Annotated in this window: 15 protein-coding genes and 1 pseudogene; 9 read left to right on the plus strand and 7 right to left on the minus strand. The window is 67.1% G+C overall.

Annotation, left to right across the window (positions count from 1 at the left end; all coding sequences use genetic code 11):
- Nucleotides 1-9: 9 nt before the first annotated feature.
- From GXN78_RS05860 to xseB, 7 genes and pseudogenes are all read right to left on the minus strand, one after another.
- Nucleotides 10-552 carry a hypothetical protein gene (locus GXN78_RS05860; RefSeq protein ID WP_146162983.1) on the minus strand — a complete coding sequence of 181 codons (543 nt, stop codon included), beginning with the start codon at nt 550-552 and terminating at the stop codon, nt 10-12.
- Between the two features lies 1 nt (nt 553).
- Complete coding sequence (locus tag GXN78_RS05865) at nt 554-2,041, minus strand: RHS repeat-associated core domain-containing protein (protein ID WP_239142619.1); 1,488 nt, start codon at nt 2,039-2,041, stop codon at nt 554-556.
- A 7-nt stretch (nt 2,042-2,048) separates the two neighbouring features.
- A pseudogene (locus GXN78_RS41060) lies at nt 2,049-2,761 on the minus strand (IS3 family transposase); the annotation flags it as partial.
- A 117-nt stretch (nt 2,762-2,878) separates the two neighbouring features.
- Nucleotides 2,879-3,958 carry a TRAP transporter substrate-binding protein DctP gene (gene dctP, locus GXN78_RS05875; protein WP_106555240.1) on the minus strand — a complete coding sequence of 360 codons (1,080 nt, stop codon included), beginning with the start codon at nt 3,956-3,958 and terminating at the stop codon, nt 2,879-2,881.
- A gap of 94 nt (nt 3,959-4,052) precedes the next feature.
- Nucleotides 4,053-5,936 carry a 1-deoxy-D-xylulose-5-phosphate synthase gene (gene dxs, locus GXN78_RS05880; protein WP_106555239.1) on the minus strand — a complete coding sequence of 628 codons (1,884 nt, stop codon included), beginning with the start codon at nt 5,934-5,936 and terminating at the stop codon, nt 4,053-4,055.
- Between the two features lie 15 nt (nt 5,937-5,951).
- On the minus strand, nt 5,952-6,866 hold the full coding sequence (locus tag GXN78_RS05885; RefSeq protein WP_106555238.1) for a polyprenyl synthetase family protein: 915 nt from the start codon (nt 6,864-6,866) through the stop codon (nt 5,952-5,954).
- A complete protein-coding gene (xseB, locus tag GXN78_RS05890; protein WP_106555237.1) occupies nt 6,863-7,129 on the minus strand; it encodes an exodeoxyribonuclease VII small subunit in 267 nt (88 codons plus the stop codon). The genes GXN78_RS05885 and xseB overlap by 4 nt, the downstream gene beginning before the upstream one ends.
- A gap of 244 nt (nt 7,130-7,373) precedes the next feature.
- On the opposite strand from xseB, the gene GXN78_RS05895 reads away from it, so the two are divergent.
- The 9 genes from GXN78_RS05895 to GXN78_RS05935 all read left to right on the plus strand — a co-directional run bounded on the left by GXN78_RS05895 (nt 7,374) and on the right by GXN78_RS05935 (nt 14,406).
- Nucleotides 7,374-8,513 carry an aromatic ring-hydroxylating dioxygenase subunit alpha gene (locus tag GXN78_RS05895; RefSeq protein WP_106555236.1) on the plus strand — a complete coding sequence of 380 codons (1,140 nt, stop codon included), beginning with the start codon at nt 7,374-7,376 and terminating at the stop codon, nt 8,511-8,513.
- A gap of 4 nt (nt 8,514-8,517) precedes the next feature.
- Nucleotides 8,518-9,450, plus strand: coding sequence for a DMT family transporter (locus tag GXN78_RS05900; protein ID WP_181360495.1), 933 nt, complete (start codon nt 8,518-8,520; stop codon nt 9,448-9,450).
- 16 nt (nt 9,451-9,466) lie between these two features.
- The gene (locus GXN78_RS05905) at nt 9,467-10,378 is read left to right on the plus strand and encodes a sulfurtransferase (protein WP_106555235.1); all 912 of its coding nucleotides are present in this window, start codon (nt 9,467-9,469) and stop codon (nt 10,376-10,378) included.
- On the plus strand, nt 10,375-10,920 hold the full coding sequence (locus tag GXN78_RS05910; protein ID WP_106555234.1) for a DUF2796 domain-containing protein: 546 nt from the start codon (nt 10,375-10,377) through the stop codon (nt 10,918-10,920). The genes GXN78_RS05905 and GXN78_RS05910 overlap by 4 nt, the downstream gene beginning before the upstream one ends.
- 7 nt (nt 10,921-10,927) lie before the next feature.
- Complete coding sequence (locus GXN78_RS05915; protein ID WP_106555313.1) at nt 10,928-11,632, plus strand: ABC transporter ATP-binding protein; 705 nt, start codon at nt 10,928-10,930, stop codon at nt 11,630-11,632.
- Entirely contained in the window at nt 11,629-12,891 is a 1,263-nt protein-coding gene (locus GXN78_RS05920) for an FtsX-like permease family protein (protein WP_106555233.1), read from the plus strand. Before GXN78_RS05915 ends, GXN78_RS05920 begins: the two co-directional genes overlap by 4 nt.
- A 2-nt stretch (nt 12,892-12,893) precedes the next feature.
- A complete protein-coding gene (locus GXN78_RS05925; protein WP_106555232.1) occupies nt 12,894-13,493 on the plus strand; it encodes a DUF3299 domain-containing protein in 600 nt (199 codons plus the stop codon).
- A 151-nt stretch (nt 13,494-13,644) separates the two neighbouring features.
- Complete coding sequence (locus tag GXN78_RS05930) at nt 13,645-14,127, plus strand: hemerythrin domain-containing protein (RefSeq protein WP_106555231.1); 483 nt, start codon at nt 13,645-13,647, stop codon at nt 14,125-14,127.
- Between the two features lie 69 nt (nt 14,128-14,196).
- Entirely contained in the window at nt 14,197-14,406 is a 210-nt protein-coding gene (locus GXN78_RS05935) for a dodecin (protein WP_106555230.1), read from the plus strand.
- Nucleotide 14,407: the final 1 nt, after the last annotated feature.

Raw genomic sequence — 14,407 nt, forward strand, 5'->3', positions numbered from 1 at the left:
AAGCTCTGCTCAAGAGTAGTTCCTTATCAACATGGCAAGGAATTCTGTGCCGAAGCTCTGCACCAAATCGGCATCACGCAGAGTTCGTCGTGAAAGCCAAATGGAGATGTTGGCGCAGTCAAAAAAACTGTCCTTCATGGCTTGAATACCATCCAATTCTGCGTGGCAATCAATCGCAAAAATGCCGGTGTCCACCGGGCGACTCTGATAGGCAACCCACCTTCTCTTGGTATCCACAAGAGTCAATCCTCCGGTGTCTCCCGATTCACGAATTGCCCTACCAAGACGGAATATCTCCACTGGCCAATCCATTCCTTTCTCGAGACGGGCAAGGGAAATTCGATTTGAGCTAGCGAATATCTCTACTTCAACATCAAGACCGAAGCAGGCAACGACCACGTCCCGAACTGCCGAGATCATTGGCCCCGACGAACTAATGTCTGCATCGAAGAAAAGGTACTTCTCGAACGGCCGAGCCAGCACTTTCGTCGGAAGCTCTGCGCCGACGACTATTACATCGGACAAGACAGGCTTGGTATTTTCTGCTACCACATTACTCTCCTAGAAAGCGGAGTTTGGTTACGATCTTGTCGAGTATGGAAACGGACGCAGAAGGCACCCCGGCCGGTGCACCCAACACGCCGCCACCTGTCGATTGAGGATAAAACCTGTAGACCTTGTCTCCCTGGGTCATGACGGTGACGGCCCCATCTTTGGACATTGTCTTCGCGTAACCGCTTGCAGCCAGATTCTCGATCGTCTGCGACTGCATCAATCCCACATTTAATTGATTGGCACTATTTCTCGTTGCCTTTGCACCAATCGAAATCTCCGTGAAGGCTGCCGTCTCCCTCGCCGCCGCGGCACCAGTTCCCTTCGCAACCGCCTGCGCCGCACCTCTCAGTATTCCCAGTCCTCCGCCACCAATCAGGAATTGCTCGGGATAGAACCGCTCAAGCGGCGGATCGTTGATCGGAGAGTTGTCGATCAAGTTTCCAAGAGAGGTGCCCTGGAGATTGGACTGCGGGGCAACAGGATAGGTGGACACCCCGCTTGCAGTAGGGTACGCCCACGCCCCAAGCGAAGCCAAGCCGGTGGGATCGATCCGGTTGCCGGGGTTGTTGCCCACATAGGCATACAGGTTGACGTCATCCCTGTAGCCGATCGGATCGGTCTGCAGGAACCGGCCCAGGCTCGGCGAGTAGAAGCGCGCCTTGTAGTAGTACAGCCCGAGCTCGCCGATGAGCTGCTGGCCGGTGTACCTGAACCTCGGGCCCGTCGTGGTGTTCGGCTCGCCGTAGGGCCCGTAGCTGTAGATGCCCGTGCTCGCGCCCGTCGCGTTGGCCGTGGCCACGATGCTGCCGAGGTGATCGGCATAGAGCCAGTTCTTCGCGGTGGTGCCCGCTCCTTCGTACCAGACGATCGGCTCATCGGTCCCGGGGCCGTGCACATAGCGTCTTTGCAGCGTTGTTCCTGCCGCGTCGTACTCGGCGATCAGGTCCGTGGCGTCGTACAGCAGGTTCGTGGTGCTGGCCGCGATCAGCGTCTGTCGCAGGCGCCCTTCTGCGTCGTAGGCGAGGACATCGTCCAGGGTGGCGGCGGGCTTGTTGGCACGCAGGTAGCCCGCGAGGGTGGTGGCGTAGCCGGCGAGCTTGCTGCGGATGTTGGCCCGGTGGATGTTCTGGACGTAGTCGGCCGTGACGGTGGCGCCGCTCTGGGCGGACGACAGGTAGCTTGCCGCGTCGTAGCCGGTGGTGGCGGCGCTGGCGAGGTCGATGCCGCTCTTGAAGGTGTGGGGCTTGTAGCTGGGGTCGAAGGCATACCAGCTGCCGTTGATCTTGACCTTGACCCAGACGTGCTCGAAGGACACATCGGTCAAGGCGGCCACGGTGCCGGGGCAGCTGCCGGCGCTGGTGGCGTTGATCTCGTAGACGGGGATCTGGGCCTGGCCGAGCAGGGACAGGACGCCGCAGGCATTGGCGGTGCTCACGCCCCACCACTCACCGAGCTGCGCAGCGCTGAGCTTGGCGATGCCGCGCACGTAGTTGGCGCCGGAAACGGTGGTGGCTGTCGGTGGTCTTGTGGTACGCCCGCTTGGGCGCCACCAGCATATGCGCCTCGCGCAGCACGTCCAGCAGTGCATCACGCCCGAGGCTCGCGTTGGCCTGCCGCAGCGGCTGCTCAAGCAGGTGGTGCAGCTTGCGCGCGCCCAGGCGGGGTTGACGCAAGCGCACGCCGCGCACGAGTTCAATCACCGTGTCGGCACGTGCACGGCGTTGCTGCTGATGCTGCAGTTGTTGGTAGTAGGCCTGGCGGCTGACGCCCCAATGGCGGCAAGCCCTCGACACACTCAGCCCCGGGACGAGCTTTTGCGAGAGGACTTGCCCGAAGGCTTTTTTACGACACGCACCCCGTAGCCCTTCTTCAGGACATCGAGCACGGCCTCGAACAGCCGGGCCTTCTCATTGGCCTGTTGAAGCTGCACTTCCAGGGCCTTGATCTTCTGCTCGGGGGTCAGTGGCGCCGCCGCAAAGGAGGATTTTTTGATCGGAGCTGGCATGGGCAGTCGCGATGATGCCGCATGCCCCCAGCTTTGCCGGCCGTGTTTGCGCAACCACACCAGCACCGTCGAGCGGCCCTGGATGCCATAGCGATGCTGCGCCTGCTTGTAGGTGAGCTCGCCTTTTTCTACCTGCTCGACGACCGAGAGCTTAAAAGCCAGCGTGTAGTCCCGCTGTGTGCGTTTGACGCCTGATTCCATTGACTTGCCTTTTCTTGGAGGAAAAGGTGTCAACCCAGGTCAGGACGGGTCACACCAAAGAAAAAAGCCCCGCCGTGACCGGCGGGGCTTTTTGCATCAGGAAGCGAGGCGCAGCGCTTACAGCTTCTGCTGCTGCATGAAGCGGTCGAAGGTGCCTTCGGTGAAGCGGAACCACGCGTTCTGGTCGGCCAGGAATTTGGCCCAGTCGCCGTAGATCTTCTTCCACTCGGGGTTGGTGTTGTTCAGCTCCGCGTAGATCTGCTGGGCCGACTTGAAGGCCGCGTTCATCACGTCCTGCGTGAAGGGCTTGAGCGTGGTGCCCGAGCCGACCAGCTGCTTCAGCGCGACGGGGTTGCGCGCGTCGTACTTCGCGGTCATCGTGATGTTGGCGTGCGCGGCGGCCGCTTCGACGACGGCCTTGTACTCGGCCGGCAGGCCTTCCCAGGCCTTGGTGTTGATGTAGAAGTCCAGCTGCGGGCCGCCTTCCCACCAGCCGGGGTAGTAGTAGAACTTGGCGACCTTGTTGAAGCCCAGCTTCTGGTCGTCGTAGGGGCCCACCCACTCCAGCGCATCCAGCGTGCCCTTCTCGAGCGCGGGGTACAGGTCGGCGCCGGGGATGGACTGCGGGATCACGCCGAAGGGCTCGAGCACCTTGCCGGCGAAGGGGTTGGTGCGGAACTTCAGGCCCTTCAGGTCGGCGACCGACTTGATCTCCTTGCGGAACCAGCCGCCCATCTGCGCGCCCGTGTTGCCGCCCGGCAGGTTGAAGATGTTGTACTTGGCGTAGAAGGCGCGCATCAGCTTCAGGCCGTTGCCTTCGTACATCCAGGCGTTCATCTGGCGGGTGTTCATGCCGAAGGGCACCGCGCAGCCGAGGCAGAAGGTCGGGTCCTTGCCGTAGAAGTAGTAGGGCGCGGTGTGCGCCATCTCGACCGAGGCGTTCTGCACGCCATCCACCACGCCGAAGGCCGGCATCAGCTCACCGCCTGCATGCACCGAGATCTGGAACTTGCCGCCCGTCGCATCGCTCACCTGCTTGGCGAACACCTCGGCCGTTCCATAGATTGTGTCCAGCGACTTGGGAAAGCTCGAGGCCAGGCGCCAGCGCACTGCCGCCTGCGCGTGGACTGCGGGCGCGATGCCGGCAGCGAGGACGCCGGCGATGCCTGCGTTTTTGATGAGGGAACGACGATCCATTGAGGTTGACTCCGAGTGCTTGGAAAAAACAAGAACGCGGCTCGTGGCCGCGTTGCCGACATCGCTGTCGAGGCAGCGAGATTGTAAAAAGTGCTTACAGGACACCGGGGCGGGTTTTCCCTGCGGGCTCGCCCGCGCCGAAGCGCTCGAGGATCGATTGCTCGATGCCCGCCGCGTCGAGTCCGATGCTCGCCAGCAGCTTGCCCGGATCGCCATGCTCGATGAAGCGGTCGGGCAGGCCGAGCTGCAGCACCGGCAGTTGCACATCGGCCGCCTGCAGCGCCTCGATGACGGCGCTGCCTGCGCCGCCCATCACGGCGCCCTCTTCGAGGGTCACGATGCATTCGTGCGTGGCCACGGTCTTCAGCAGCAGCTCGACATCGAGCGGCTTGACCCAGCGCATGTTGAGTACCGTGGCATCGAGCGCCTCGGCGGCCTTGAGCGCCGGATGCAGCAAGGTGCCGAAGACCACGATCGCGATGCGCTGCCCCGAACGGCGCAGCTCGCCCTTGCCGAAGGGCAGCGGCTCGAGTCCGGGCGGCGTCGCGACGCCGGCGCCCGCGCCGCGCGGATAGCGCACCGCCACCGGATGGTCCTGCGCGAAGGCGCTGGAGAGCAGCTGGCGGCACTCGGCCTCGTCGGCCGGGCAGGCCAGGCTCATGTTGGGGATGCAGCGGATGAAGGCGATGTCGTAGGCGCCGGCATGGGTGGCGCCGTCGGCGCCCACCAGGCCTGCGCGGTCGAGCGCGAACACGACAGGCAGCTTCTGGATCGCCACGTCGTGGATCATCTGGTCGTAGCCGCGTTGCAGGAAAGTCGAGTAGATCGCGACCACCGGCTTGAGGCCCTCGCAGGCCAGGCCGGCGGCGAAGGTGACGGCGTGCTGCTCGGCGATGCCGACGTCGTAGTAGCGCTCGGGAAAGCGCTGCTCGAACTCCACCAGCCCCGATCCCTCGCGCATCGCCGGCGTGATGCCGACCAGCCGGCTGTCCTGCGCGGCCATGTCGCACAGCCAATGGCCGAAGACCTGCGTGAAGGTCTGCTTGGGCGCGGTCGCGGGCTTGACCAGGCCGATGGCCGGATCGAACTTGGTGGGCCCGTGGTAGGCCACCGGATCGGCCTCGGCCAGCTTGTAGCCCTGCCCTTTCTTGGTGACGACGTGCAGGAACTGCGGGCCGTGCAGGTGCTTGAGGTTCTCCAGCGTGGGCACGAGCGAGTCGAGATCGTGGCCGTCGATGGGGCCGACGTAGTTGAAGCCGAACTGCTCGAACAGCGTTGCCGGCACCACCATGCCCTTGGCATGCTGCTCCAGGCGCTTGGCCAGCTCGAACAGCGGCGGCGCGGCGCGCAGCACGCTCTTGCCCACGTTCTTGGCGGCGGCGTAGAAGTTGCCGCTCATCAGCTGCGCGAGATAGCGGTTGAGCGCGCCCACCGGGGGGCTGATCGACATGTCGTTGTCGTTGAGGATGACAAGCAGCTTGCAGTCGTACACGCCCGCGTTGTTGAGCGCCTCGAAGGCCATGCCGGCGGTCATCGCGCCGTCGCCGATGATCGCGACCGCGTGCCGGTCCTCACCCTTCTGCTTGGCCGCCAGCGCCATGCCGAGCGCGGCCGAGATGCTGGTGGAGGAATGCGCGGTGCCGAAGGTGTCGTACTCGCTCTCGCTGCGCTGCGGGAAGCCGGAGATGCCGCCGATCTGGCGCAGGCTGGGCATGCGCTCGCGGCGGCCGGTGAGGATCTTGTGCGGATAGGTCTGGTGGCCCACGTCCCACACCAGCCGGTCGTGCGGCGTGTTGAAAACGTGGTGCAGCGCGACCGTGAGCTCGACGGTCCCCAGGTTGGAGCTCAGGTGCCCGCCGGTGCGGGAGACGTTGTCGAGCACGCAGCTGCGCACCTCGTCGGCCAGCTGCTTGAGCTGGGCGCGGTCGAAATGGCGCAGGGCGGACGGATCGTGGAGGGTGGGGAGCAGCGGGGCCATGGGCTTTGTAGTTGTCTATCGATCGCGGTCCACGACCATGTAGGCCAGCGCGCGCAGGGCGCCGGTCTCGGGCAGCGCGCTACGGTCGAGCGCTTCCAGCGCCTGGGCGAGCAGCTCACGCGCCTGCGCACGCGCGCCGTCGAGTCCGAGCAGGGAGACGTAGGTGGGCTTGTCGCTCGCGGCGTCCTTGCCGGCGGTCTTGCCGAGGGTCTGCGAATCGGCCGTGACGTCGAGGATGTCGTCCACCACCTGGAAGGCCAGGCCGATGGCGGCGCCGTAGGCGCGCAGCGCATCGAGCGCTTCGGCATCGAGGGTGCCGCAGGCCGCGCCCATCTCGACGCTGCCCTGCAGCAGGGCGCCGGTCTTCAGGCGATGCATCTCGCGCAGCTGGGCCTCGTCGAGCGCGAGGCCGACGCTGGCCAGGTCGATCGCCTGGCCGCCGGCCATGCCCTGGCTGCCGGCCGCGCGCGCCAGCAGGCGGCAGAGCCGCGCCTGCACCGCGGGCGCGATGCCTTCGCGCTCGGGCGTGAGCAACTCGAAGGCCAGGGCCTGCAGGGCATCGCCGGCCAGCAGCGCATCGGCCTCGCCGAACTTCACATGCACGGTGGGCTTGCCGCGGCGCAGCACGTCGTTGTCCATGCACGGCAGGTCGTCGTGCACCAGCGAATAGGCATGGATCAGCTCGGCCGCGCAGGCGGCACGCAGCGCAGCCTCGGCGTGGCCGCCTGCCGACTCGCTGGCGGCGAAGACCAGCAGGGGCCGCAGCCGCTTGCCGCCGTCGAGCACCGCATAGCGCATCGCGTCGCCCAGCAGCACCGGCGCATCGACGCCGACCCATTGCGAGAGAGCGGCCTCGACGCGGGCGAGCAGCGGTTCGCTCCAGGCCGCGAGGCGCTGCGCGTCCCAGTGCAGGGCGTCCCCGGCCCTCATTCGCCTGCCCAGGCCTTGAGGCCGTTCGCGTCGAGCACCTTGATCTGATCTTCGACCGCCTGCAGCTTGTCGCGGCAGAAGGCCAGCAGTGCCGCGCCCCGCTGGTAGCTGCCGAGCAGCTGGTCGAGCGGCAGTTGCCCCGATTCGAGCTCGGCCACCAGCTGTTCGAGTTCCTGGAGCCCGGCTTCGTAGCTCGCGGGCAGCGCGCCGATGTCGAGGGCGGGCGAGGACGCTGGTGGGGAGGAAGGAGGCACCTTGGGCATTCGGCGATGGGGGATGAAACAGGGCATTTTAGGGCGGGGGCACCGCGGCCCGCCCCGAGGCGGTGCCGGCCCGGCCTGGCGGGACCCATTGCCTGCGGGTAAAGCAGCGGCACGCCTATTTTTCCCGGGGTACAATCGCCCGCTCTCGCGCCGGCGCCTGCCGGCGATTTTCTTCGGGCCGCCCCCTCTTCAGCGGCACCTCTTTCCGTTCTTTCTCCCTGTGGGGAGCTTGGTCAGGTCACCCATGTCTGATTTAAGTCTTCAACTGCAGCAGGCTTCGAGCCAACTTCCAGTTTCCGCGTACTTCGACGAGGCGCTCTACGCCCGCGAGCTGCAAACCCTTTTCGCCGGCGGTCCGCGCTACGTCGGCCACCGGCTGGCCGTGCCCGAGCCGGGCAACTACCACTCATTGCCGCAGGAGCAGCAGGGCCGTGCGCTGGTGCATACGCCCAAGGGCGTGGAGCTGATCTCCAACGTGTGCCGGCATCGCCAGGCGCTGATCCTGCAGGGCCGCGGCCAGCTCGATCCGCAGGCCGGCGGCGGCAACATCGTGTGCCCGCTGCACCGCTGGACCTACGCGGCCGCCGACGCGCGCACTACCGGCAAGCTGATCGGCGCCCCGCATTTCGCGCAGGACCCCTGCCTGGACCTGCACAACTACCCGCTGACCGAATGGAACGGCCTGCTGTTCGAGCAGAACCCGCAAGGCCTCGGGCGCGACGTCGCGGCCGACCTGGCCCGGCTCGGGCCGCGTATGGACCTCGACTTCGAGGGCTATGCACTGGACCGCGTCGAGCTGCACGAGTGCAACTACAACTGGAAGACCTTCATCGAGGTCTATCTCGAGGACTACCACGTCGGCCCCTTCCACCCCGGCCTCGGCAGCTTCGTCACCTGCGACGACCTGCGCTGGGAGTTCGGCCACCACCACTCGGTGCAGACGGTGGGCGTGGCCAACCGCCTGGGCCGCGCCGGCAGCCCGGTCTACCAGAAGTGGCAGGAGGCGCTGCTGAAGTACCGCGAGGGCAAGCCGCCCAAGTACGGCGCGATCTGGCTCACCTACTACCCCCACGTGATGATCGAGTGGTACCCGCACGTGCTCACCGTCTCCACGCTGCACCCCATGGGCCCGCAGAAGACGCTCAACATGGTGGAGTTCTTCTACCCCGAGGAGATCGTCGCCTTCGAGCGCGAGTTCGTCGATGCGCAGCAGGCCGCATACATGGAGACCTGCGTGGAAGACGACGAGATCGCCGAGCGCATGGACGCCGGCCGCCGCGCGCTGATGCTGCGCGGCGTGGACGAGAGCGGCCCGTACCAGAGCCCGATGGAAGACGGGATGCAGCAGTTCCACGAGTGGTACCGCCGCGAGATGAAGTCCTAGGGGGATGCAAGCCCTCTGGATGGTGCTGGCCGCACTGATCTTCGCCACCATGGGCGTGTGCGTGAAGATCGCCTCGGCCTGGTTCACGAGCGCCGAGCTGGTGCTCTACCGCGGCCTGATCGGCATGCTGTTCCTGTGGGCGCTGGCGCGCCAGCGCGGCATCACGCTGGCCACGCCCTACCCCGGCATGCATGCCTGGCGCAGCCTGATCGGCGTGTTCTCGATGGGCGCCTGGTTCTACGCGATCGCGCACCTGCCGCTGGCGACCGCCATGACGCTCAACTACATGAGCAGCGTCTGGATCGCGGCCTTCCTGGTCGGCGGCGCCTTGCTGGCCTGGGTGCCGGTGCCCGGCCGCGACGGGCGCGTGGCGCGACCGCCGCTGCAGGGTGCGCTGGTGCTCACCGTGCTGGCGGGCTTCGGCGGCGTGGTGCTGATGCTCAAGCCCAGCGTCGGCGAAAGCCAGGGCTTCGCGGGGCTGGTGGGCCTGATGTCCGGGCTGACCGCCGCCTTCGCCTACATGCAGGTGGTCGCCCTCTCTCGCGTGGGCGAGCCCGAGTCGCGCACGGTCTTCTATTTCGCGCTCGGCTCGGCGGTGGCGGGCGGCCTCGTCACGGTGCTGGGCAGTTCAACGCCCTGGGCGCAATGGACCTGGGCGCACGCAATGTGGCTGCTGCCGGTCGGCGTGCTCGCGGCCCTGGGCCAGCTTTGCATGACGCGCGCCTATGCCAGCGCCAAGACCCAAGGCGGCACGCTCGTCGTGGCCAACCTGCAATATTCCGGCATTGTCTTTGCAGCCATCTACAGTGTGGTGCTGTTCGGCGACCGCATCGACGCGAGCGGCTGGGCCGGCATGGCGCTGATCGTCGGCAGCGGCATCGCGGCCACGGTGCTGCGCCAGCGCTCGCTGCCCAAGGCGCCCGCGGAAGAGCATTGAGCAAGGAAGGATTGCCATGTACCAGACCCTGATCTCCGTCGAAGAACTCATGACCCTGCAGCGCGGCAACGCACCGCAGATGGTGTTCGACTGCAGCTTCGACCTGATGAAGCCCGAGGCCGGCATCGAGCAGTACCGCGCAGCCCATATCCCGGGCGCGATCTACGCCGATCTCGACAGCGACTTGAGCGCTAAGCACGGCGTGCCGGGCGCTCGCGGCGAGGTGGTGGTGGCGCAGGCCGACGAGGGCCCGCCCGCCTCCGGTGGCCGGCATCCGCTTCCCAGCCGCGAGCGTTTCGCAGCCTGGTTGTCCAGCATCGGCTTTGCCAACGACATGCAGGCCGTGGTCTACGACCGCAACGGCGCCAACTACTGCGGCCGGCTCTGGTGGATGCTCAAGTGGATGGGCCACGACGCCGTGGCCGTGCTCGATGGCGGCCTGCAGGCCTGGCAGGCCGCGGGCGGCACGACGAGCGGTGGCGACGAGCCGGCACGCTTCCAGTCGAACTTCGTGACCCGCCAACCGCTGGTGGCCCTGGTCGACACGCGCACCGTCGCCGCCCGGCTCGGGAAAGCTGCCCAGACGCTGATCGACGCGCGCGCCGCCGCACGTTATCGCGGCGAGGTGGAACCTCTGGACCCGATCGCCGGTCACATCCCCGGGGCCCTGAACCGGCCCTTCACCGAGAACCTCGGCCCCGAGGGCAAGTTCAAGCCGGCCGCGCAGTTGCGCGCCGAGTTCGAAGCACTGCTGGCGGGCCGGGACCCCGCAACGGTCGTCCACCACTGCGGCAGCGGCGTGAGCGCCGTGCCGAACGTGCTCGCGATGCAGATCGCCGGGCTCGGGCCGACCGCGCTCTATGCCGGCAGCTGGAGCGAATGGAGCAACACGCCGGGACTGCCGACCCGGCAAGGTGCGAATGCATGAATTTTCAACGCGTTCTTCCCGCGCTCACGCTGGCAGGCCTGATGGCCGCCGCGCCGCTGGCCGCCATGGCGCAGGCGCGCGCGCATGTGCATGGCCAGCTCAAGCTCGACATTGCGATCGACGGCCCGACCGTCGTCATCGAGATGGAATCGCCGCTCGACAACTTCGTCGGCTACGAGCATGCGCCCAAGACCGAGGCCGAGAAGAAGATGGCGGACGACGTCGTTGCGCAGCTGCGCGCGGCCGACCAGCTGTTCAAGATCGACCCGGCCGCCAATTGCAAGCTCGGCCCGGTCACGCTGCGCTCCGCGGCGCTGGGCCTGGGCAAAGCTGAACCCAGCGCGGGCGAAGGCCATGCCGACCTCGACGGCACCTTTGCCTTCAACTGCACCAAGGCCCCTGAGGCCAAGTTCATCGAGCTCGGCCTGTTCGGCGCCTTCAAGGGCCTGCGGCAGGTCGATGCGCAGATCGCCTCGCCGGACGGCCAGTTCAAGCGCACGCTCAAGCGGCCCGCCGCGCGGCTGACGTGGGGCAGCAAGTAATTCGGTGGTGAGCGCCGTTCTTCGCGCCGAGGCGCTGCGCTTCGCCTGGCCCGGCGCCGCCGCACCCTGCATCGACATCGAGCAGTTCGAGATCGAGGCCGGCGAGGCGGTGTTCCTGCACGGGCCCAGCGGCTGCGGCAAGAGCACGCTGCTGTCGCTGCTGGCCGGCGTGCTGGTGGCCGATGCGGGCCGCGTCACCCTGCTGGGCCAGGACTGGGCCGCGCGCTCCGGCGCCGCGCGCGACCGCCAGCGCGTCGCGCATGTGGGCTACATCTTCCAGCAGTTCAACCTGCTGCCCTACCTGAGCGTGCTCGACAACGTGCTGCTGCCCTGCCGCTTCTCGGCGCGGCGGCGCGAGCAGGCCGGGCGCGAAGGCGGCGCCCGCGCCCAGGCCGCGCAATTGCTCGAAGCGATGGGCTTGCCGCAAGCCTTGTGGAAACGCCAGGCAATGCAGCTCTCGGTCGGCCAGCAGCAGCGCGTGGCCGCGGCGCGCGCGCTGATCGGGCACCCCGAGGTCGTGATCGCCGACGAACCCACCTCGGCCCTCGACGAAGACCGGCGCGAGGCCTTTCTCGACGTGCTGGTCGAGGCCTGCCGCGCGAACCGCAGCGCACTGGTGTTCGTGAGCCACGACCAGCGCATCGCGGCGCGCTTCGGCCGGCACCTGCTCCTGCCCGAGATCAACCGCGCGGCCATGGGCGAGCCCGCATGAAGGCCCTGTTCGCGATCGCCTGGAAGAGCGCCTGGAACCGGCGCTTCACGCTGGCGCTCACGGTGCTGTCGATCGCGCTGTCCACCTTCCTGCTGCTGGGCGTGGAGCGCATCCGCACCGAGCTGCGCGACAACTTCTCCGCATCCGTCTCGGGCACCGACCTGATCGTGGGCGCGCGCACCGGCTCCTCGCAACTGCTGCTGTACTCGGTGTTTCGCATCGGTGCCGCCACCAACAACATGCAGTGGCAGAGCGTGCAGGCGCTGGCCGCCCACCCCGGAGTGGACTGGGTGGTGCCGCTGTCGCTCGGTGATTCGCACCGCGGCTTCGCGGTGCTCGCGACCTCGCCGGACTACTTCCAGCATTTCCGCTACGGCAACCGCCAGCCGCTGCGGCTGCGCGAAGGCAAGCCTTTTGCCGAGCTCTTCGATGCGGTGGTCGGCGCCGAGGTGGCGGACCGGCTGGGCTACCACGTGGGCCAGCGCATCACGCTGGCGCACGGCAGCGGCGAGCTCAACGTGGCCGAGCACGCCGACAAGCCCTTCACCGTGGTGGGCGTGCTCGCGCGCACGGGCACGCCGGTCGATCGCACGGTGCACATCGGGCTGGAGGCGATGGAGGCCATTCACCTGGAATGGCGCGGCGGCGCGCCGCTGCCGGGCGTGCACATCCCGGCCGAGCAGGTGCGCAAGTTCGATCTGAAGCCCAAGACCGTGACCGCCGCGCTGGTCGGCCTCAAGAACCGGGCTGCAGTGTTCGCGGTGCAGCGCTGGGTCTCGATCTACCAGCCCGAGGCGCTGATGGCCATCCTGCCCGGCGTGGCGCTGGACGAGCTGTGGAGCGTGATCGGCGTCGGCGAGAACGCGCTGCTGCTGATGTCGGCGCTGGTCGCGCTGGTCAGCCTCGCGGGACTGGTCTCGGTGGTGATGGCCGGCCTGAACGAGCGGCGCCGCGAGCTCGCGGTGCTGCGCGCGGTGGGCGCCAGCCTGCGGCATGTGCTGGCGCTGCTGGCGCTCGAAGGCGCGATCGTCACGCTGCTGGGAGTGGCGCTCGGCCTGATCGCCGCGGCGCTGGGCATTGCCCTGCTCTCGCCATGGCTGCAGGCCCAGTTCGGGCTGACGCTCTCGCTGTCCGAACCTACACTCAACGAATGGGCCCTGCTCGCCGGCCTGCTGGTGGCGGGCTGGCTGGCCAGCCTGCTGCCCGGTGTGCGCGCCTATCGCCTCTCGCTGGCCGATGGCCTCTCCCCAAGGATTTGACGATGATCAAGACATTGCGCCCCCTGCTCCTCGCGCTGTGCGCCGCGGCCGTGACGGCCTACGCTGCCGATCCGGCGCCGCAGGCGACCACCGCCACCCACCCGCTGGGCGGCAAGAGCGCCGCCGCCAAGCCCGCGCCGGGCCAGGCGCGGCTGATCGCCTGGGAAGAGCTGGTTCCCAAGGACTGGGACCCGATGAAGGAATTCAAGGGGATGGACCTGAGCAAGCTCGAGGACGGCGACCCGCGCGCCAACGACCTGCTGATGAAGATGCAGGAAGTCTCGAACAACGCGCCCACCAATCCGGAAATGAACGGCGTGGAGATCAAGCTGCCGGGCTTCATCGTGCCGCTGGAAGAGAACAAGGGCGAGGTCACGGAGTTCCTGCTGGTGCCCTACTTCGGCGCCTGCATCCACACGCCGCCGCCGCCGGCCAACCAGATCGTGCACGTGCGCCCGCGTCAGGGCGCGAAGTTCCGCGCCATGGACACGGTGTGGATCACCGGCAAGCTGCAGACCCTGCGCAACGACTCGATGATGGGGGTGAGCGGGTATCACATGACGGCGGAGAGCGTCACCAAGTACACGGGCGGCGCCAAGTAGCGCGCCTGTTGCTTCCGTCCTACGCGCAGCCGATGCGCGGCCTCACATTCTTGGGGCCCTGCGATTCCTACCGTGGTCCCCGCCGCAAGCCCTCGCCCGGCCTGCGGCGGCAGCATCCCGACCCCACGACACAGGACGAAAGGACCCCACCATGAGCAAAGCACCGCCCAAGAAAAACGACGCCGTCGATCTGCTCGACGCTGATCACATCGCCGTCAAGAAGCTGTTCCAGGAGTTCAACAAGCTGGCCGAAGCCAAGGCCGCAGTCCCGGACCGCCAGGCCCTGGCCGACCGGATCTGCCGTGAGCTGAGCGTGCACGCACAGATCGAGGAAGAAATCTTCTACCCGGCGATGCGCGCCGCGGTCCACGAGGACCTGCTGCTCGACGAGGCGACCGTGGAGCATGCGACCGCCAAGGACCTGATCGCGCAGATCGAATCGATGCGGGCCGACGAGGCCTGCTTCGACGCCAAGGTGATCGTGCTCGGCGAGTACATCGACCATCACGTGAAGGAAGAGCGCGAGCAGCTCTTCGAGAAGGCGCGCAAGTCGAAGGTGGACCTCGCCGCGCTGAAGGAACAGCTCACCGCCCGCAAGGAAGAGCTGATGGCGCAGATGGAAACCGCGGCCTGAGGCCTATGATGCACGGGCCGCTGCCCCGTTCGCGGCAGCGTGCCCGCATCCACCCACAAGGAGCGCTCCATGTCCAATCACGTCTACAAACTCCTCGAACTCACCGGCTCCTCGCCCACGAGCAGCGACGATGCCGTGCAGCGTGCGATTGCCAAGGCCAATGAGTCGGTGCGCAACATCCAGTGGTTCGAGGTGACCGAGACCCGCGGCCATGTGAAGGACGGCAAGATCGCCCATTGGCAGGTGACGATCAAGGCGGGCTTCACGCTCGAGGACTGAA

This window comes from Variovorax sp. WS11 (assembly GCF_010499245.1).
Taxonomy (GTDB): domain Bacteria; phylum Pseudomonadota; class Gammaproteobacteria; order Burkholderiales; family Burkholderiaceae_C; genus Variovorax.